General features: G+C 67.5%; 19 protein-coding genes. 8 read left to right on the top strand and 11 right to left on the bottom strand.

The window, feature by feature from the left end; translation table 11 throughout:
- Positions 1 to 78 precede the first annotated feature (78 nt).
- Together ACFWB0_RS02320 and ACFWB0_RS02315 are read right to left on the bottom strand one after the other, a co-directional pair.
- Positions 79 to 507, bottom strand: coding sequence for a hypothetical protein (locus ACFWB0_RS02320; RefSeq protein ID WP_378488802.1), 429 nt, complete (start codon positions 505 to 507; stop codon positions 79 to 81).
- Entirely contained in the window at positions 504 to 1358 is an 855-nt protein-coding gene (locus ACFWB0_RS02315) for a PHP domain-containing protein (protein ID WP_378488801.1), read from the bottom strand. The genes ACFWB0_RS02320 and ACFWB0_RS02315 overlap by 4 nt, the downstream gene beginning before the upstream one ends.
- A 98-nt stretch (positions 1359 to 1456) precedes the next feature.
- Between ACFWB0_RS02315 and ACFWB0_RS02310 the strand changes: the two genes are divergently transcribed.
- Both ACFWB0_RS02310 and ACFWB0_RS02305 read left to right on the top strand, forming a co-directional pair.
- The gene (locus ACFWB0_RS02310; protein ID WP_378488800.1) at positions 1457 to 2527 is read left to right on the top strand and encodes a magnesium and cobalt transport protein CorA; all 1071 of its coding nucleotides are present in this window, start codon (positions 1457 to 1459) and stop codon (positions 2525 to 2527) included.
- Complete coding sequence (locus tag ACFWB0_RS02305; protein WP_378488799.1) at positions 2518 to 4320, top strand: hypothetical protein; 1803 nt, start codon at positions 2518 to 2520, stop codon at positions 4318 to 4320. The genes ACFWB0_RS02310 and ACFWB0_RS02305 overlap by 10 nt, the downstream gene beginning before the upstream one ends.
- 58 nt (positions 4321 to 4378) lie before the next feature.
- Here the strand turns inward: ACFWB0_RS02305 and ACFWB0_RS02300 are convergent, their stop codons facing one another.
- Genes ACFWB0_RS02300 through ACFWB0_RS02290 form a run of 3 tightly spaced genes read right to left on the bottom strand, consistent with a single transcriptional unit; the run spans position 4379 to position 7399 of the window.
- Positions 4379 to 4972 (bottom strand): suppressor of fused domain protein, encoded by a 594-nt coding sequence (locus ACFWB0_RS02300; protein ID WP_378488798.1) that lies wholly within the window; start codon positions 4970 to 4972, stop codon positions 4379 to 4381.
- Between the two features lie 60 nt (positions 4973 to 5032).
- Positions 5033 to 6262, bottom strand: coding sequence for a GNAT family N-acetyltransferase (locus tag ACFWB0_RS02295; protein ID WP_378488797.1), 1230 nt, complete (start codon positions 6260 to 6262; stop codon positions 5033 to 5035).
- Between the two features lie 21 nt (positions 6263 to 6283).
- Positions 6284 to 7399 carry a winged helix DNA-binding domain-containing protein gene (locus tag ACFWB0_RS02290; protein ID WP_378488796.1) on the bottom strand — a complete coding sequence of 372 codons (1116 nt, stop codon included), beginning with the start codon at positions 7397 to 7399 and terminating at the stop codon, positions 6284 to 6286.
- Between the two features lie 77 nt (positions 7400 to 7476).
- Here ACFWB0_RS02290 and ACFWB0_RS02285 point away from each other — a divergent pair, with 77 nt between their 5' ends.
- Complete coding sequence (locus ACFWB0_RS02285; protein WP_378488795.1) at positions 7477 to 7914, top strand: protein-tyrosine phosphatase family protein; 438 nt, start codon at positions 7477 to 7479, stop codon at positions 7912 to 7914.
- On the opposite strand, the gene ACFWB0_RS02280 is transcribed toward ACFWB0_RS02285, so the two are convergent.
- The 4 genes from ACFWB0_RS02280 to ACFWB0_RS02265 all read right to left on the bottom strand — a co-directional run bounded on the left by ACFWB0_RS02280 (position 7903) and on the right by ACFWB0_RS02265 (position 12273).
- Positions 7903 to 8718 (bottom strand): hypothetical protein, encoded by an 816-nt coding sequence (locus tag ACFWB0_RS02280; protein WP_378488794.1) that lies wholly within the window; start codon positions 8716 to 8718, stop codon positions 7903 to 7905. The genes ACFWB0_RS02285 and ACFWB0_RS02280 overlap by 12 nt on opposite strands.
- A gap of 20 nt (positions 8719 to 8738) precedes the next feature.
- Positions 8739 to 11228: an FtsX-like permease family protein gene (locus ACFWB0_RS02275; protein WP_378488793.1), complete on the bottom strand. Its 2490-nt coding sequence runs from the start codon at positions 11226 to 11228 to the stop codon at positions 8739 to 8741.
- Entirely contained in the window at positions 11225 to 11929 is a 705-nt protein-coding gene (locus ACFWB0_RS02270; protein ID WP_378488792.1) for an ABC transporter ATP-binding protein, read from the bottom strand. Before ACFWB0_RS02270 ends, ACFWB0_RS02275 begins: the two co-directional genes overlap by 4 nt.
- Positions 11930 to 12015: 86 nt before the next feature.
- Complete coding sequence (locus ACFWB0_RS02265) at positions 12016 to 12273, bottom strand: hypothetical protein (protein ID WP_378488791.1); 258 nt, start codon at positions 12271 to 12273, stop codon at positions 12016 to 12018.
- Between the two features lie 226 nt (positions 12274 to 12499).
- On the opposite strand from ACFWB0_RS02265, the gene ACFWB0_RS02260 reads away from it, so the two are divergent.
- Positions 12500 to 13774 (top strand): sensor histidine kinase, encoded by a 1275-nt coding sequence (locus ACFWB0_RS02260; RefSeq protein WP_378488790.1) that lies wholly within the window; start codon positions 12500 to 12502, stop codon positions 13772 to 13774.
- Positions 13765 to 14424, top strand: coding sequence for a response regulator (locus ACFWB0_RS02255; RefSeq protein ID WP_378488789.1), 660 nt, complete (start codon positions 13765 to 13767; stop codon positions 14422 to 14424). The genes ACFWB0_RS02260 and ACFWB0_RS02255 overlap by 10 nt, the downstream gene beginning before the upstream one ends.
- A 30-nt stretch (positions 14425 to 14454) precedes the next feature.
- Here the strand turns inward: ACFWB0_RS02255 and ACFWB0_RS02250 are convergent, their stop codons facing one another.
- Both ACFWB0_RS02250 and ACFWB0_RS02245 read right to left on the bottom strand, forming a co-directional pair.
- Positions 14455 to 14940, bottom strand: a complete 486-nt coding sequence (locus ACFWB0_RS02250) for a general stress protein (RefSeq protein ID WP_378488788.1) — start codon at positions 14938 to 14940, stop codon at positions 14455 to 14457.
- Between the two features lie 98 nt (positions 14941 to 15038).
- Entirely contained in the window at positions 15039 to 15995 is a 957-nt protein-coding gene (locus tag ACFWB0_RS02245; protein ID WP_378488787.1) for an HpcH/HpaI aldolase/citrate lyase family protein, read from the bottom strand.
- A 58-nt stretch (positions 15996 to 16053) separates the two neighbouring features.
- Here ACFWB0_RS02245 and ACFWB0_RS02240 point away from each other — a divergent pair, with 58 nt between their 5' ends.
- The 3 genes from ACFWB0_RS02240 (at position 16054) to ACFWB0_RS02230 (ending at position 18886) form a co-directional block, all read left to right on the top strand.
- Positions 16054 to 17328 (top strand): magnesium transporter MgtE N-terminal domain-containing protein, encoded by a 1275-nt coding sequence (locus tag ACFWB0_RS02240; protein WP_378488786.1) that lies wholly within the window; start codon positions 16054 to 16056, stop codon positions 17326 to 17328.
- The gene (locus ACFWB0_RS02235) at positions 17321 to 17842 is read left to right on the top strand and encodes a DUF1003 domain-containing protein (protein ID WP_378488785.1); all 522 of its coding nucleotides are present in this window, start codon (positions 17321 to 17323) and stop codon (positions 17840 to 17842) included. Before ACFWB0_RS02240 ends, ACFWB0_RS02235 begins: the two co-directional genes overlap by 8 nt.
- A 120-nt stretch (positions 17843 to 17962) precedes the next feature.
- Positions 17963 to 18886, top strand: a complete 924-nt coding sequence (locus tag ACFWB0_RS02230; protein WP_378488784.1) for a hypothetical protein — start codon at positions 17963 to 17965, stop codon at positions 18884 to 18886.
- Positions 18887 to 19059 lie beyond the last annotated feature (173 nt).

The following is a 19059-nucleotide window of genomic DNA, read 5'->3' as shown; positions in this document are numbered from 1 at the left end:
CCGACTTTTCGGCGATTTCTCAGTGGTTCCTGGGGTTACGTCCGAGCTACCCGCGAGTAGCACAGGGATTTCGCGGGCTCAACCCCACCACTGCGTGAACAACAGAATCGATGCAGTGAAAACCACCACAACTGCGGCAAGGACAGAAATCGGCCCTCGCCGACGATCCGCAAACACCTGCGCCACGACTGCGACGACCGCCGCCGCGACATGCGCCGCCACCGTCTCGGTACCCGGGCCGGGGAAATCGCGCTCGCTCCCGAGATAGTGGGCCCCGCACACGACCAACATGAGAACCAGGACGGCGCCGGTCACGATTCCCGAGAGGACGCGTGCCGCCCTCACGACGATCCCGGCCCGCCGGGGCGAAGTTCCGTAGCGCGCATCATCGCCGTAGTACTCACTCGAGTTGTACTCATCCGCGTAGTACTCATCGTCGTAATAGTTGCTGTGCCGGTAGATTTCATTCTGCTGCGCATCGCCGCGACGCGGATCCCGAGATCTCATCCCTCGACCACCTCGACACCGTGTGCCCGATCGAGCAGGTCCGCGAGGGCGTCGCCATCCGTCGTGAACCGACCGAGCTCGACCGACTTGTTCTCGCCGTGATAGTCGGACGAACCGGTGACGAACAGCCCCAGGTTCGAGGCCAGGTCCTTCATCAGGCGCGCATCTGCGTCGCTGTGGTCGGGATGGTCGGCCTCGACACCGCCGAGCCCGATCTCGGCGAGTTCCTCGATGTGATCGAGAGCCAGCAATCGTCCGCGCGCTCTCGCACGGGCGTGCGCGACGACCGTGACGCCACCAGCCGTCTGCACCATCTTCACCGCGTCGGACAGAGGCGTGTCTTCCTTGGCCATGTAATAGCGGCCTTTCGGCGACAGGAGATCGAGGAAGGCATCGCCGATCGTCGGCACGACGCCGGCCTCGACGAGCGCGCGCGCCAGATGCGGCCGGCCGGCCGCCGGTCCGGCCTGCGCGAGGACGCGGTCCGCGTCGATGGGCAGTCCGTCCGCCGCCATGCGTTCCGCCATCACCCGCAGCCGCGACACGCGCTCACCGCGCAGCCGCTCGAGTTCGTTCACGAACACCGGATCCGTGGGATCGAACAGGTAGGCCAGTAGGTGCACCGCGACGGGATGGCCGTCCTCACCACGACCGGTGCACGACATCTCCATTCCCCGGACCAACCGCAGGCCGGAGGGCAGAGCATCGGCGGCCTCGTCCCACCCCGCTGTGGTGTCGTGGTCTGTCAGGGCCACCACGTCGAGGCCTGCTGCAGCCGCGTTCCGGACCAGCCCGGCCGGGGTGTCCGTACCGTCGGAGGCGGCCGAGTGGGAATGAAGATCGATGCGCACCACATCAGTGTGTCAGGTGCAGCGACTACGATGATCGAGCGACCGGACAGCGTCTTCGACGTGTGCCGAAGGCACCTCTGGATACGGAAGGGAACCCGTTGCCGAACCACTCCCTGCCGCGTCCCGGACGCCGCGCTACGACCGACACACCGACGATTCAGATTCCTGCCGAACGCGCGGTGGTCGACTGTGCGATCTACGTCGACGGCACGCGTCTCCCCGGCCGGTACACCCATGCCGCCGCCCTCGCGGAGGTTCGTCGACGCGGCGAGGGCTTCGTCTGGCTCGGGCTCCACCAACCCGACGAACATCAGATGACGAGCGTGGCCCGCACGTTCGATCTGCACGAACTGATGGTCGAGGACGCAGTGCACGCCCATCAACGCCCGAAACTCGAACGTTACGACGATCTGCTGTTCCTGGTGCTGCGCACCGTGACGTATGTCGAGCACGAATCGGTGACCACCACCAACGACATCGTCGAAACCGGCGAGATCATGTTGTTCACCGGTCCCGACTTCATCGTCAGCGTGCGCCACGGCGACCATTCGGAACTGTCTGCGGTGCGCACTCGTCTCGAAGCCGACCCCACGCAACTCGCGCGCGGGCCGGCTGCGGTTCTGCACGCGATCGCCGATCATGTCGTCGACTCGTACCTCGAGGTCACCACTGCGGTGCAACCGGACGTCGACGATCTCGAGGAGTTCGTCTTCACACCCGACACCCGGATCGCCGTCGAGCAGATCTATCTCCTCAAGCGCGAGATCCTTCAGCTACGGCGCGCCGTGGTGCCACTCGAGGAGCCGCTGCAACGGCTGATCCGCGCACCCGGAAACCCGATCCCCAAGGACATTCGCCGCTATTTCCGCGATGTCGCCGATCACCACACCACGGTGTCCGACCGCATTGCGCTCTTCGACGAAACACTGAGCACCCTCCTCGATGCGGCGCTCGCGAAGGTAACGGTGCAGCAGAACACCGACATGCGGCGAATCTCCGCATGGGTGGCCATTGCCGCAGTGCCCACGATGATCGCAGGCGTCTACGGCATGAACTTCGACCACATGCCGGAATTGCATTGGGAGTACGCCTACTACGTGGTCATCGGCGCAATCGCCCTCATCGTGGCGGTGTTGTTCGTCCTGTTCCGCCGCAACAAATGGCTGTGAGCTCCGCACTTCTCGAGCGCGTCCCTGCTTCGTCCGGTTCACGCCTCGGCGGGCGTACGGTGCTGTTCGTCGCACTCGCGCTCATCACAGTGCAGGTAGCGATCCGCGGCGTCCTCGCATTCCGGGGCGAATTCTACTGGGACGACCTGATTCTGATCGGGCGAGCAGGGACGTACCCGCTACTGTCGCCGGAATTGCTGAACTACGACCACGACGGACATCTGATGCCGGGGGCTTTCGCGGTCGCCTCGCTGGTCACGTGGCTCGCACCGATGCAATGGTGGCCTGCTGCACTGACTCTCGTCGTCGGCCAGCTGTTGGCCTCGCTCGCGGTGTTGCGACTGTTGTGGCTGGTCCTCGGTCCACGTCGGGTGTTGTGGGGCCCGCTGCTGTTCTATCTGTTCTCGCCGTTGACGCTGCCCGCGTTCGCGTGGTGGGCGGCCGGCCTCAATTCACTCCCCCTGCAGGCCGCACTCGCCTGGGTGGCCGGCGACGCCCTGCAACTCGCGCGGACCGGAAAGCCGCGTCATGCCGTCTCCGGCATCGTCGTCACGCTCGGCGCGCTGGTGTTCTTCGAGAAGTCGATCCTCGTACCGTTCGTCGCGTTCGCAACGGTCGCGCTCGTGTACCGCGTCGACGGTGCACCGCGACCCGTCCTCGCCGCATGGCAGCGAGCGCGTCCCCTGTGGCTCGGGACCGGGGCCGTGCTGGTGGCATGGGCTGCGTGGTACAGCACGGTCGTCGCATCGAGGTTCGGAGTGCCGCCGTGGTCGATGGTGGCGGGGCTGACCCACCACGGCCTGTCGTACGGGCTGGCGCCGTCGCTGCTCGGTGGACCGTGGCAGTGGGACCGGTGGAATCCGAGCCCGCCTTGGGCCGACCCACCGATGCTCCTCGTAGTCGCGGCGTGGGTAGCCCTCGCGGGGGCGCTGGTGTGGAGCCTGCGTTGCCGAGCCCGGACCGGTTGGGTGTGGATCGCGTCGGTCGCGTACGTGTGCGCCTCGCTCGTGGCAATGATCAGCACGCGGTTCGGGCCGGAGACGACGTACGAATTGGCGCAGACACTGCGCTACTTCGCCGACTCGTCGGTGGTCTTCGCGATAGCGGCTGCACTGATCCTGCGCGCCCCCGAGAACAGACCGACAGCGGTGCGGTCGCGTGCGGTAGCCCTCGCATGTGCGATCGCGTTCGTCGTGAGCTCGGTGTGGTCGACCACGACATTCACCCGCAGCTGGACCGACAACCCCACCGGTGAATACCTTGCGACCGCAAAAGCGTCGCTCACCGAGCATCCGCAGGATCCTGTGCTCGATCATCCGGTGTCGGTGTGGGTGTTGCTGCCCATCACCCATCCGCACAATCTCGTGGGGTCGGTGTTCTCCGCGTTGCCCGGACGTTCCGCCATCAGTGATCACACCACAGAGCCGAGTGTCCTCGACGATCGCGGTGCGCTGGTGCCCGCCGAACTCATGCCGCTGCGCGGCGTTCTCCCCGGATCGGTGCCCGAGTGCGGGTACGCGGTGACCGACGATGTGGTGACATCGCTGCCATTGAACGAACCCGCAGGCGATTGGGAGTGGACCGTCGAGCTCAACTACATGGCCGCCGACGAAGGCGAGATCGACCTCGGGTTCCCCGGGCGGCCCCGCGTCACCGTGCCGGTCACCGAAGGACTCGGCTCGGTGTATGTGCGACTCCCCGGTGGCGGTGCTGCACTGCAGGTCGAGTCGGCGACACCGGGCTTGAACGTGTGTATCGGCGGCGGATCGATGGGTGTCGTCGTCCCGAGCTGACCGTCACACCGACCGGTCACATACGGGCGGTCACATACGGGCGGTCACATACGGGCGGTCACATACGGGCGGCGGCGCGTTCCGGATCCCGCACATCGATTTCTGCCTCCGCCCACGCATCACGGAGCGCATCGGCGCCTCGCAGACGCTTCCATGCCGCTTCGTTGGCAGTGATCGGTACCGCGTCGAAGAAGGCCACCGGATCGGCCGGTTCGGGCAACTCCAGATCGGGCACATCGCTCGCTTGGAGAAGCACCGCGGTGAAGGGTGCTCCCTCCCACAGCGGCTCACCGACATCGAGGAGGGCATCCGCGGTGAGCACCACGCCTTCCACGGCGGGGAGCGCCGCGAGTACCGCAAGGCTGCGGTGCACACCTGCGGTGAGTCCATCCGCTCTGTGCAAGCTCAGTACCAACTCTGCTCGCGGACCGCGGGTCGGATCGGCGACCGTTGCCGTGGGGTCGCCCATCGGATGACGCGAACAACCCAGTGTCGCGAATCGGGTGAGGCCATCGGCGGCGCGGAACCGCAGAATGTCGATCGGCTCGAGGCCGAGGAACGTCACCGACGCGGATTCGGGCGCCGGTCCGGTTGCACCGGACAGACTGGCGACGAGGTGGGCACGGACTGCGGTGAGGACGGCTTCGGTCACCTCTGCAATCTAACTGTCCCCGCCCCCGAGCCGTTACCCGTGTTGCCTCCCGCGGGAATGTCAGAACATCGTTCCCGCGAACGGCGCCAGCGGCCACGTGAACAATGCCTCGGCGACGTGGAGCGCCGCCCGGTCGTGCACCTCGATCCGCCCAGCAGCCGCCAGTTGGTGGCATCCCACGCCGCCGAGCAGCAAGGATCCGAGTTCGGCTACATCGAGCTCGAGCTGCGCAGGTCCACTCGAGGTGGACACACCGTCGGCAGAGATCTCGAAGACCCCGGTGTTCTCCGCGAAGACAGGGTCGGTCACCGCGATGCGCACGCTCCCGGCACCCACGAACGAGCGGGCTTCGAGCGCCCGCGACACGTCGAGGATCCGCAACCAGGTCTCGTCCGACACCGAACGGACAACAGCATCACGATGATTCGTCAGCATCCACGGCAGCGGATCGTCGGCCGGTACCGCGTCGAACACGATCCGGTCGACGAGGTCGAGGCTCAGCAGGAACCGGACGAGACCGGCGTGCGCTTCGGCAGTGGGAGCGAAGAAGTCGCTCACGACAATGGTCCGGTCGCGACCGCCGAACCATGCCCCGGTGTTCTCCGGGCGATATCGGACGAACCCGTCCTCCCCTCCCGCACTGCCGTGCACAGCGACATAGACGGGCCCGTTCACCGCCGAGAAACGGAACCGTTGCGAAGCCCACCAGAACGAGGTGCGTTCGATACGTCCCGGCCGGTGTGCCACCTGCTCGGAATAGATGCGTTCCAACAGATCCCACGCATCGGGGTAGTCGACGAACCGGACGGGACCGCCCTCCAGCACGCCCGCGCGCAGAGTCGCACGGCGAACGTCGACGTCGAGGGTCGTGGACGTCGACGCAATGCCGTACCCGAACCGCCCGTAGATCGTGGCCTCCGAGGCACGCAGGCTCGCTACGACCTCACCGCGGTCGCGTGCATCCTGCAACTGCCGGCGGACCAGCGACGTGACCACTCCGCGGCGCGTGTGGGTGGGGAGCACCCCGATGTGGGTGACACCGGCATGCGGCACCCGCTCGCCTCCCGGCAACACCAGAAAGCCCGACGTGGCATCGACGGTCCCGACGAGTGCGCCGTCGATGAAGGCGCCGAAGGTGCGACCCTTCTCGAGGTAGGCGCCCATCCGCCCCTCCGGATAGTCCAGACCTGCGGGCAGGCCGACCATGGCCGTGCGGAACAGCGCCATCGCCTGCCGCAACTCCCCCTCGGACTCGAGGACGCGGATCGCAACTTCGGGGTGTTCACTCATACGCCCGAGACTAGGGCTTCCTCACATCGGGTAGGCGATGAGCCGTACGTCGTGCTCGTCGGCGTCCGGGGCGGCGAACTTCATCAGCTTCGCCCCTTCTGTCTCGATCGCCGACCGACTCGACGCTGAGAGGGACCGCCACGCGGTGACCTCCAACACCGCAGACCTGCGGCCGGTGATGAGCTTCGCAGCTCCGGCGACCCGCCCACCGACGAGAACCATGGGAGCGATGATTCCGTTCTTCGTCATCGTGCGGGCGCGGTGTTCGTCCGAGATGAACCGGCGGCGGTCGGCGTGTGCGAGCAACGCATTGTCGAACGGGGCAAGAATCCGCACCGGCGCGGGAGTCGACGGGTCGGGGCGCGGTGCGTCGGGCAGATCGAACAGTTCGACTCCGCGCTCGTCGCGGAACGTCACGAGTTCCGGGCGCAGCCGCTCGACGGTCTCCGAAAGCCGCGTCAGACCGCACCATGCCTGCAGGTCACGAACGCTCGCCGGGCCGAACGCCGCGAGATACCGCAGAACGAGCCGGTCCGGGCCGGGAAGGTCCGATGCCGGTGGACCTGCCCACACGTCCAGAGGTGTAAGTCTCGGCAGCGCCGAGCGCCCCCACAACCCGCGCGGCGTGACCTGCACCAGCGGAAGCAGGCACCGCACGGCATGGGCCAGCGCCGCGGGATCCTGCTCGGGGAAATGCTCAGCGAGCAGGGGGCGGAGCTCGGTCTGACTGCGCGGAGTATCGGACAACAATTCTCGTGCGAGCGATGCGAGCGCCTTCCGGTCGACATCGCGCAGGCCGGCGCGATGGGCCGGGTTGGTGTCGAGGTCGCGGTCGAGCAGCGGCTGCACCCACGGACGCAGTGCGTGTGCGTCGGCCACCGACACCGCGAACACCGTGCCGCGCATCAGCACGATCCGCACCACACGTCGGGATTCGAGGAGGTCGGACAGTGCCTCGGGGCGGAAGCCGCGGAGTCGGGTCCACAGTGCGTAGTAGGGAGGGGTGGGTGATTGCGCCTGTACACCCATCAAATGTTCGATCATGGTCAGCGGATCCATGTCGCTGCGGCGCAACAGATGCTGCCGGGCGAGCGTCGCGCGGCCGAGTGCACGGTCGGTGAGGGTGCCGATGGTCACAGTGCACCTTGACACACACGACCGACACGAACTCGTGTGGAGCAGGCGGACAGCATCGGCACAGGTAGGTTTCCCTCGTGCATGAGGAATGGGACATCGGGTCTCCCGGCGTACTGCAGTTGCCGTCGGGGAGGCGCGTACGCGGACGTGCCCTACGCGCGCCGCTGCCCGATGGCCCGCTACCCGAATTCGGCGTGTACCTCCAAGGGCGTCCACTGGTCCCGATCGATTGGGACTCGCGATGGGTGCACTGGCGCGACTTCCGCGTGCCGTCGGACGGCGCGGATGCGTACGACGCGCTGTACGAGGTGTGGGTCCGCGCGGGACGGCAACGCGTGGAGGTGGCGTGCAGCGGCGGTCGGGGACGCACCGGAACTGCGCTCGCATGCCTCGCCGTACTCGACGGCATCCCGGCGAAGGAAGCAGTCTCCTTCGTCCGCCGCCATTACGATCCGCGCGCGGTCGAAACCCCGTGGCAGCGCCGCTTCGTCGGACGGTTCCGTTCACCCGGGTGAACGGCGTCCCTTCACCCGGACCACCTCGGCTTCGGCCGCAGATGCCTCACGCTCGGCGGCGGTGACCTCCTTCTTCGCTGCCGCGACCGAGCGACGCGCGAACTTGCGCTGTTCTTCGGCGTGGATCAGCTTGTCCTGCAGCGCAGCGACCTCCGCCTCGTGCCGGGCAAGTTTCTCCTCCGCCGATGCCATGACGTCGCGGGCCTGCTCGACCGCGTGACGTGCGTCCTGCGCTGCGGCGGTGGCCTCTTTCACTTCGGCCTGTTCTGCGGCGCGTTCGGGTTCCGGTGCGGCCCGATCGGGAACCACAGTCAGCGGCGCCGACGAGAGATCACCGAACCCGCTGGACTCGATGATCGCGTCGAGCCTGCCCCTGCGCACACGGTCGGCGACCGCCGGATCCGCCAGAGCGGCGTTGAGGGTCTGCGCCACCTCACGCAGCGCGCTCTCGCCCACATGTCTTCCACGCTCGGAGGCGAGTTCGGCGGCCTCCCGCTCGAGCGCGGAGATCACCTGCCGTCGCTGCACCGACAGTGCGCGCAGGTCCTGACCGGACAGGGTTCGCTGCGCGGTGCGCAGGGCATCGCCGAGATCCAAGAGGACACCGAGTTCGTCGGCTCGTTCACGTGCCAGGAGGTTCACCAGCCAGGCCGCGACCGTCGGCTTGCGGAGTCGGCCGATCGCGGCGGTGAGTTCCCGGTCGCCGGATTCGCGGGCCCGCGCCACGTGTTCGGTGCGCGCGGCGATGAACTCCCCGGGGTCGAGGCCGTACAGGGAGTCGGCCACCGAGTCGAGAGTGGGCATGGGGTCGAGCGTAGTGGCGATCACCCCGCCGGCACAGGCACACCCGATCCCTGCAGCAGATAGCGTGCGGGCAGCGTCGTCGCCAGGTGCGCGACCGCGCAGGTGACAAGCACCGTCCCCACCACCGGCCACAGCGGACCCTGAGGTCGAGGTTCTCCGACGAACCCGATGGCCAGGATCGTCATCGGGCCGAGTGAGATCGCCAGTCCGATGACGGTTGCGACGAGGCAAGCGAGCGCGGTTTCCGACCACGCCATCGTGTGGAGTTGGCGCGGGGTGGCCCCGACGGCCCGCAGCAGTTGCCACTCCCGTCGACGTCGGAGTGTGCTCGCCACGAGACGGTTGGCGACACCGAGCAGGATGTATCCCATCAGGACGAGGGAGACGCCGATGTTGAGCACGCGTGAGGGATCTTGTGCGGCCGGCCCCGCCAGGGCCGTGCGGGCATCGTCGAGCTTCAGCCCGGGCGAGCCCGCGAGAAGCGGCGCGAGTTCGGTCGTGATCCCCGCGCGGTCGCCGGCGACGAGCACCTCGTCGTAGAGCCCGGACGGCCCCTGCGGAAGCAGATCCAACGACGCGACGATCTTGCCGAATCCGAAGCCGCGGGCGTAGGTCGCGACGACCGTCGGCTCCACCTCGGTCCCGTCCGACAAGATCAGCGGCAGGGTGTCGCCGACGTCGACCCCGGCAAGCCTGGCCGCAGCCGATTCCATTGCTACGGACGCACCGGTGAGGTCCGACAGATTGCCGTCGGTGACGGCGAGATCGAGTACCTGTCCGACGCCGGGACCGACAGCGAGCATCGGGTATTCCTCGGCACGGGCCCCGCCATCCTGCTGAAACGGACGTAGTGCGGTGGACCGGATCACGGCGACGGCCGCGGTCGACGAGGGTGCGCGCTCGATCGCCGCGAGCGCCGACACCGACACACCGCCTGCGGCGGGAGCGGACACGAGCACATCCGCGACTGCGCCTTCGCTCACCTCGTGATCCACCGTGGCGCTTGCGGTGGTGCCCGCGAAGATCTGTGTGGTCAGCAGTCCGACCGCGAGTGCGAGGACGCCGATAGTGCCACCCGTCCGAAGGGCATTGCTTCCCGAGTTGCGCACGGCCAGCCAGCCACTCGCAGAACCGGTCCTCGGCGCGACCCACCCGCAGACACGACCCACCATCGCCGGGGCGATCAGCGCCACGCCGATGATCGCCAGGAGCGTTCCCGACGCCGTGCCGATGAGAGCGTCCTCGCTTCGGATCGCCAGTGGAACGACGGCAGATCCGGCAGACAGCGCCAGCACCACGAACCCCACCCGGGTCCGCAGTGAACTGCCGCTGCGGGGTTCGACCTCGGTCTCGAGGATCGCCTCGGTGCCCGGCATTCGGGAGATGCGCAGCGATCCCGTACGCGCCGCCACTTGAACCATGCCCAACATCAGGAGTCCGGCGCCCAGCGCCGGACCGGCACTCCAGCTCGGTGTCTGCCCGGTCGCAAGCATCCCCACCGCGGCCAACGGCCTCGTGGCTGCCGCAGCCAGCACGTAGCCACCGATGATGCCCACGATCACAGCCCCGAACGCCGCACGCGTCGTCTGCTCGGCCGTCATCGACCGAATCTGTCGCGGTGTCGCGCCCACGGCACGGAGCAATGCGATCTCCCGGGACCGGTTCGCCACACCGACGGAAACCGCTCCCGCGGTGATGAATCCGACAAGTACTACCACCACTCCCCCGACCGAGAGCGCTGCGGCCGTCAGCATGCCGGTCGCGGACGTCACCGCCGGACGTTCGGCTCGGCCGATATCGCCGCCTGTCGCGACCACGAAACCCCGTCCTGCGACGAGTTCCTCGATGCTGCCGGTGATCGCGGCGGCATCGGCGTCGTCGTCGAATACGACGGTGAACAGGTCTGCAGTGTCTGCCGGCTTCCGGGAGAGTTCGCGCGCCGAGGTGTCGCTGACGAAGACGCTGCCACCCGCGAGATCTGCGATGCCGGTGACCCGCATGTCCCGGACTTGTCCGCGGAGCAGTACCTCCACCGCGTCGCCGACCGAGACACCGGCCCGGGCGGCTGCATCCGCGGCCAGTACGACGTCGGCGGACCCGCTCGGTACGTCGCCGTTCAGGTCGACCGTTCCGAGAAGAGAATTCCATCCGTGCCCGTTGTCGCGGACCGAGTCCACGGGCAGCACCCGGCCGCGACCGTCGATGACTGCCGCCGGGAAGCTCAGGTCTGCCGCAACCGCACGCACACCCTGCACCTCCCTCAGGTCGCCGGCGAGATCTGCCGGAACTCCGACCTGCTCGGGCAGCACCGGATCGAAATCTTCGTCCTGCGGGACGCTCTGGTCGCCGGCGACAACCATGTCGATGCCGGCGAACCGCTCCGTGGGCACCTGTGAACGAAGGCCTGATTCGCCCAGGACGAGGCAGAACGTGACCAGGGCCGCGCCCACCGCCACCGCACACATCACCGCGAGCACTTCACCGGCCCGAGCCGGCAAACGCACCGTCATCCGGCTCGTCCTCCCAGCAATGCGGTCAGCATTCGCGCATCGGGACCGCGCAGGACCTGATCGATGCGCCCGTCGGCCATCACCACGACGTCGTGTGCCCGGGCGGCAGCTGCGGGATCGTGGGTGACCATCACGACGGTCTGTCCGAGGTCGCGCACGAGATCATCGAGGAGGGAAAGGATCCGGTCGCCGGTGGCGGGGTCCAGCGCGCCCGTGGGTTCGTCGGCGAAGACGACGTCCGGGCGGGTCGCGAGTGCACGGGCCACCGCGACCCGCTGTTGCTGACCACCGGAAAGTTCTCCGGGTGCGCGAGACAGGAAGTCGCCCAGGCCGACCCGATCGACGACCGTGGCGAGCCACGCCCTGTCTCCGGGTCTCTCGGCCAGACGCAGCGGCAGGGTGATGTTCTCCTCGACGGTCAGGGACGGGATCAGGTTGTAGGCCTGGAACACGAATCCCACCCGTTCACGCCGAAGCCGTGTGCGGGCGGTCTCCCGCAGTCGACCGATCTCCGTGTCGCCGATCCACACCCTGCCGCGCGTCGGCGCATCGAGTCCGGCCGCGCAGTGCAGTAGCGTGCTCTTCCCGGAACCGGACCGGCCCATGACGGCAAGGAACGCGCCACGGGGGACGGTCAGACTCACCTCGTCGAGCGCGGGTGCGCTTCCTCGATTTCCCTTGGGCCGAAAGAGTTTGGTCACCCTCTCCAATCTGATTGCGGCTGTCACGCATCTTCCCTCGACGGTGGTCCGCGTGTGTGCGACAGCAGTGTGCGCGACGGCGCTGTTCACGAGTGCCGCCGCCCCAGGTAGCGCGCCGCCAGCATCGCGAGGCAAAGGACAGCGGGAATCCCGAATACCAGCGAGAACAGCACATCGTCGGGCTTGACGATCGAGAACACCGCATTCAGACCGACGAACACCGCGAGCGCGCCCCACAGCGCCCCGGTCGCCCGGTCGCGGGGCTCCGGCCGAGAGTGCGCCGCCGAGAGTGGCTCAGGTTGTCCGGGGCCATAGTTCGGTCGGATGCCATACGGGTCGTCCACGATGTCTCCTCCAGAGGTCGACGCCGCGAGCGCTGCGCGGAGCCGTCGTTCACTGGTCTCGACGCTATGAGCGGCCGCGTCGTCTCGACATCCCGACGGCTACCGGGTTCCGGTACAGCAGGCTGTACTTTTCATTGCGAGCATCGCACCCGTATGGACGGCTCAGGCGCACACGGCATACCGTCGGCACATCAACAACCTCCACGTGAGGATCCGAGGAGGGTCATTGGCTGCCGGTAGCGACGCTCGGCGAACGACACTGCGCGAGAATGCAGTTTCAGCGGCGAAGAACGCGGCCGTGGCGACGAAATGGCTGGTGATCGGAGCCAGCACCGCTGCCCTGGCGCTCCTCTGCGTGCTTGCCCTGATCCTGGTCGCCGCGCTGTGCCTGGTGGGTGTCGGAGTGTTTCTGCTCGCGCCGGTGCTGTCCGCAATCCGATGGCTCGCAGATCTGGAACGGCGACGGCTCGCCGCGATCGGAACTCCTGTCCCGTCGCCGTACGGTCGAATTCCCACCGAGTGGCGAGAGACATGGCGGTTCCTGCGCTCCGACCCCGGGCCCCGGCGAGACATCGCATGGTTGTGCATCCACGCGACGTTCGGTCTCGTCGTCGGCCTGCTGCCATTGGAACTGCTCTCGAATGCTGTGGAAGAGCTCAGCGTTCCGCTGTGGTGGCAGCTGGCTCCGCCGGGTGGCGCGACGATCCTCGGTGGCCTGGTACCCGTCGACTCATGGACCGATGCACGCTGGGCGATCGTCACCGGTCTCGGCTGGACGATCCTGTGGTTCGTGTTGCCCCCGTTGCTTCTCCGGGCGCAGGTGGCCCCCGGTATCCGGTTGTTGTCCCCGCATCCGGACGTCGACCTGTCCGAACGCGTCGCCGAGTTGACAGCGACACGAGCGGCAGCCCTGGACGCCCATACCGTCGAATTGCGCCGGATCGAGCGGGCGCTGCACGACGGCGCGCAGAATCGACTCGTGACCGTCGCCGTGCTCACCGGAGCAGCTCGCCAGGCCCTGGCCAGGAATCCCGCGACCGCCGATCCGCTGCTCGAGCGTGCCCAGCAGAGCGCTGAAGTCGCCCTCGCGGAACTGCGCTCGGTGGTGCGGAGCATTCTGCCGCCCGTTCTGGAGTCCGAGGGCTTGCCGGGTGCCTTGTCGGCGCTGGCCGCACAATGCCCGGTCGAGACCCGAGTGGACACACGGGTCTCGCCTCGATGCCCGGTGGCCGTCGAGGCCATCGCCTACTACGCAGTGGCCGAAGCACTCACCAACGTCACCCGACACAGCGGGGCACAGCGAGCCGATGTACAGGTGCAGCGACACGGAGACACACTCGTAGTCGAGGTGAGGGACGACGGCTCCGGGGGTGCGGCCGTCGGACCGGGCTCCGGGCTCGCGGGGATCCGGGGACGCGTCGAGGCGCACGATGGGACCTTACAGGTGGACAGCCCGGCCGGTGGGCCGACGACGGTGACGGCGGTGATCCCGTGCGGATAGTGGTGGCCGAGGACGACGCGTTGCTCCGGGAAGGGCTCGTGCTGTTGCTGCGAGGAGAGGGACTCGACGTGGTCGCCGGGGTCGGCGACCCGGACGCACTGCAGAGCGCCGTGGAGCAGCATCGCCCCGACGTCGCGATCGTCGATGTCCGGATGCCACCGACTCACACCGACGAAGGCATCCGGGCCGCCGTCGCGGCCAGGGCTGCTCATCCCGACCTCGCCGTCCTGGTGCTGTCCGCGTACGTGGAGCAGAGCTTCGCCACCGAGTTGCTCGCGGGCGGTGCTCATCGCACCGGATACCTGCTCAAGGAACGCGTCGGGCGGGTCGACACCTTCATCGAGGCGCTGCATCGCGTCGCCGACGGCGGCACCGCGATCGATCCCGAAGTGGTTGCCCAGCTCTTCGCACGGCAACGCGCCGCCGACCGGCTCGCCGACCTGACCGTGCGCGAACGCGAGGTTCTCGCCGTGATGGCCGAGGGGCTGGGCAACGGCGCAATCGCGACTCGGTTGTTCATCACCGAGAACGCAGTCCACAAACACATCCGGAACATATTCGCCAAGCTCGGCCTGCACGCCGGCGACGACTCCGACCGGCGGGTCGTCGCGGTACTGCGGCACCTCGACGCCACCGGCATCCGAGGGTGACCCTGCACTGCCTGCGAGCAGGCAGTGCGGTTACAGGGCCAGCTTGGCGAGCAGGTCGCGTGCCGTCTCTGCGCTGCGCGGCTCGCACAGCACGTCGTAGCGGCCGGCGACCAGCTGCATCGTCGACGAGAAGTCGCGCTGCCCGCGCGTCGCCGCGTAGGGGATCGTCGCCGAGATCAACCCGAAGATGATGCCGCCGACCAGGCCCACGATGAGCGGACCGACGAAGTCGGTGGAGAAGATCCCGAGCAGCAGACCGAAGAACAGGCCCAGCCACGCGCCGGAAACGATGCCGCCGCCGATCACCTTGGCCCACGTCAACCGCCCGGTGACTCGTTCGACCTGCATGAGGTCGACACCGACGATCGTGACGTCCTCGACAGAGAAGTTCTGGTCGGACAGGTGGTCGACCGCACGTTGCGCTTCGGCGTACGTCGTGTAGGAACCGACCGGCCACCCGCTCGGCGGTTCCGGAAGACCCGGCGCCTGTCGTCCGGGCCCCATGGGATTCGTCATTCTCGCTCCTTCTCGTGTGCCGTCGGCGTCTCGATTCCTCCGACGCGGATCCACGTCTCCGGTCCATTCTGCCGGTATCGGAACGCGGGCGGCGATGACTACTGCGGCGGCTCGAACGACGTGGTGCGTGCCATGCCCGCGGCGCGACCCTTCGCCGAGATGACCAGCGCCATCTTGCGACTGGCCTCGTCGATCATCTCGTCACCGAGCATCGCGGCACCGCGGGCGCCGCCCGCGGCGGAGGTATGCCACTCGTAGGCGTCGAGGATCATCTCCGCCTTGTCGTAATCCTCCTGGCGCGGGCTGAACACCTCATTGGCAGCATCGATCTGGCTGGGATGCAGCACCCACTTACCGTCGAATCCGAGTGCTGCCGAGCGCTGCGCCGACCGACGGAACGCCTCGACGTCGCGGATCTGCAGGTAGGGGCCGTCGATGGCTTGAAGTCCGTGGGCACGCGCGGCCATGAGAATCGTCATGAGGATGTGGTGGTAGGCATCGCCGCGGTCGTAGCCCTCGGGCTGCTCCCCCACCACGAGGGTGCGCATGTTGATGCTGGCCATGAAGTCGGCGGGGCCGAACACGAGGGTCTGCACGCGCGGGCTGGCTGTCGCGATCTCGTTGATGTTCGTCAGGCCGAGGGCGTCCTCGATCTGCGGTTCGATCCCGATCCGCCCGACCTCGAGTCCGTGGGCCTTCTCCACCTGGGTGAGCAGCAGATCGAGCGCCTTCACGTGGCTTGCGTCCGGCACCTTGGGCAGCAGGATCGCGTCGAGGTGCGCGCCTGCGCCACCGACGACGGTGGACACATCGAGATAGGTGGCATCGGTGGTCCAGTCGTTGACGCGCACGACCTTGAGCTGATCGCCCCAACCGTCTTCGTTCAGTGCCTCGACGATGGTGGTGCGTGCCTGCTCCTTGGCGAGCGGCGACACGGCGTCCTCGAGATCGAGGAAGAGCGCGTCGGCGGGCAGGCCCTTCGCCTTGTCGATCATCTTGCGACTGCTACCCGGAACCGCGAGTACCGACCGTCTGGGCCTGAATGAGAACGACATGGGGTGACCGAACCTCCGTGTTCCGTGATCGACGAGCGCACGCTCTAGCCTGGCAATCATGGCAGCAGTGAGCAAGGTATTCGCAGCGAGGCTGGCCGGCCTGGTCGTGCTAGGCCCCGACGGCGAATCGATCGGTCGTGTCCGCGACGTCGTGCTCACCATCCGAATAGGCCGCCAGCAGCCGCGTGTTCTCGGTCTGGTCGTGGAACTTCCGACCCGGAAGCGGATTTTCGTCCCGATGCTGCGAGTCACGGCGATCGCGCCGGGTTCGGTCACCCTCGTCACGGGCAATGTCAGTCTGCGCAGGTTCACTCAGCGCCCGTCCGAGGTGCTCGCGCTCGCGCAGGTGCTGGACTCCCGCGTGCGGATCGACGATCCGGAGCTCACCGATCTCCACGCGGCGGACGTCACCGTCGTCGATCTCGGGATCGAACTCACTCGCAGCCGGGACTGGCTGGTCGCGCGTGTCGCGGTACGACGACACCGCGGGCGGCTCTCCCGCCGCGCTCCCGTGCAGGTCGTCGAATGGCCACATGTGCACGGCCTGACGCAGCAGGCCCTGGCACTACCGGGGCAGGGTGTCTCGCAGTTGCTGCTGCAGTTCGAGGATATGCGTCCCGCCGACGTCGCGAACGTGCTGCGCGATCTCCCGGCCAAGCGCCGCAACGAGGTTGCCGCTGCGCTCGACGACGAGCGCCTCGCCGACATCGTGCAGGAGTTGCCCGCGGACGACCAGACCGATCTGCTCAAACACCTCGAGGTCGACCGCGCCGTCGACGTGCTCGAAGCCATGGATCCGGACGATGTCGCCGACCTGCTCGGCGAACTGCCCGAGACAGACGCCGAATGGTTTCTGCAACGCATGGACCCGGAAGACTCCGAGCCGGTGCGGCGTCTCCTGGAGCACTCTCCCGATACGGCGGGTGGTCTGATGACACCGGAGCCGGTGGTGCTCACTCCCGCGACGACGGTCGCGGAGGCACTCGCCCGAGCACGCAATCCCGATCTCACTCCGGCGCTGGCGTCGATGGTGTTCGTGGTCCGGCCGCCGACCGCGACACCGACCGGCCGATATCTGGGTTGCGTTCATCTGCAACGATTGCTTCGCGAACCGCCGGCGAGCCTCGTCGGAGGCATCATCGACAATGATCTCCCGCGACTCGATCCGGAGGACTCCCTGGCTTCGGTCACTCGGTACTTCGCGACGTACAACCTGGTGTGCGGTCCGGTCGTGGATGACGAGCAGCATCTGCTCGGTGCGGTGAGTGTCGACGACGTGCTCGACCATCTGCTGCCCGAGGATTGGCGTGAAGAGGAGGAAGAGGATGAGTGACCGCAACTCCTTGGGTTCACAGCGGCTCGAGACTCCCCGAACTTCCCGATTCCGGGTCAACTTCGATGTGGAAGCCGTCGGTCGTGTCAGCGAATCGATCGCCCGTTTTCTCGGTACCGGCCGTTATCTGACGATTCAGACGGTCGTGGTGATCGTCTGGATCGCACTCAACATCTTCGCGGTCGGTCTGCGGTGGGATCCGTATCCGTTCATCCTGCTCAATCTTGCGTTCTCGACGCAGGCCGCGTATGCGGCGCCGCTGATTCTGCTCGCCCAGAACCGCCAGGAGAACCGGGACCGTGTGTCGCTGGAGGAGGATCGGACACGCGCCGAACAGACGAAAGCCGACACCGAGTTCCTCGCGCGTGAGCTTGCCGCGTTGCGACTCGCGGTCGGCGAAGTCGCGACACGCGACTATCTGCGACGAGAACTCGACGATCTGAAGGCCTTGATCACCGAAGCCGACAAGGGCGACGACGTGGGTACCGCACAGGCGAAGCCACCGAGGCGCTGACACACCGGGGCGTCGAAGAGGACGGATGCCGCAACGGCAGGTTGCACATAACCCGACCGCATTCTGTAATGTGCGTCACAACAGGTGGATGTGCGTTCGGTTCGAAGGTGGGGTGTTCGGGTGCGGTGGCAGGCGGCTCTGGTTGTTCCGTTGCTCGCGGCAGCAGGTTTCGTTGCGACAGCGTCGGCGCCCGCGCCGAGCGGCGCTTCCGTCGATCCCGCGCCCACGCCTACCGCCGCCGTACGGGAAGTGGGCATCCTGCCCGCCGAGCCGGCAATCCCACAGGCGATGCGCAGCCCGTCCGCAGCCTCCGGGAACCCGGGCGATCCGCTGTCCCAGGCGCCGCCGGCGATGCCCGGTGACGGGTTCGCCATTCTGGGCGACGGACCCCTCGCAATCCCGGAGCTCGTGTTCTACGCGTATCGCGCCGCCGAGATGCAGCTCGCGATCGATTCGCCGGAATGCGGGCTGCCGTGGCACCTCCTGGCAGCGATCGGACGCCTCGAATCGAATCACGCCGACAACGGGCGCACAGACGTCCTCGGCACCCTCGCGGCGGCGCGGGTGACACCCGACGGCCGCCTCGGCCCGATGCAGCTTCCGGCTGCCGCGTGGGAGCAATTCGCTTCGGACGGAAACGTCGACGGCGTGACGGATCCGCAGAACGTGTTCGACGCGACCCTCGCCGCCGGGGCGTGGACCTGCGCAGACGGCGCTTCCGCGCGAGACGGTGCAGGTGAGGCCCGGGTGGCTGCCATGTTCAACCCCTCACCGGAGTACCTGGCGAATGTGCGCACGTGGTCGGCGGCCTACAAGAAGGGCGCAGAGGTTTCCCCGGCGATCCCTGCGGTGCCACCGACAGCTGTGCCCATCCCTGCCGCTGTCCCGATTCCCACTGCGGACGCGGCCGCTCCGGCCACACCGGACACGACCGACGGCCCCACCCGCGAGCAGACCGACCCGCCCACGCCGGAACTGCCCATGATGACAATTCCGGAACTGTCGGAAATCCCGTGTCTCGTCCCCACGCTCTGCGGGCAGTGACACCGCACTCCGGACGGAGAGCCGGACATTTACCCCATCTTTTCTGTTACTAAGATCACATCGACGTAACAGCATTTTCGCCCTCCCCGAAAGGCATCGCGCGCCACTCAGCGCCCCGACCGTGGGTTTTCGAATCCCGTCGCCACCGGCGGCTACGCTCCGCCTCGATATCC

It is taken from the genome of Rhodococcus sp. NPDC060086, from assembly GCF_042730275.1.
In the GTDB taxonomy this organism is placed as follows: domain Bacteria; phylum Actinomycetota; class Actinomycetes; order Mycobacteriales; family Mycobacteriaceae; genus Rhodococcus.
This window is presented reverse-complemented; position numbering and strand designations above follow the sequence as displayed.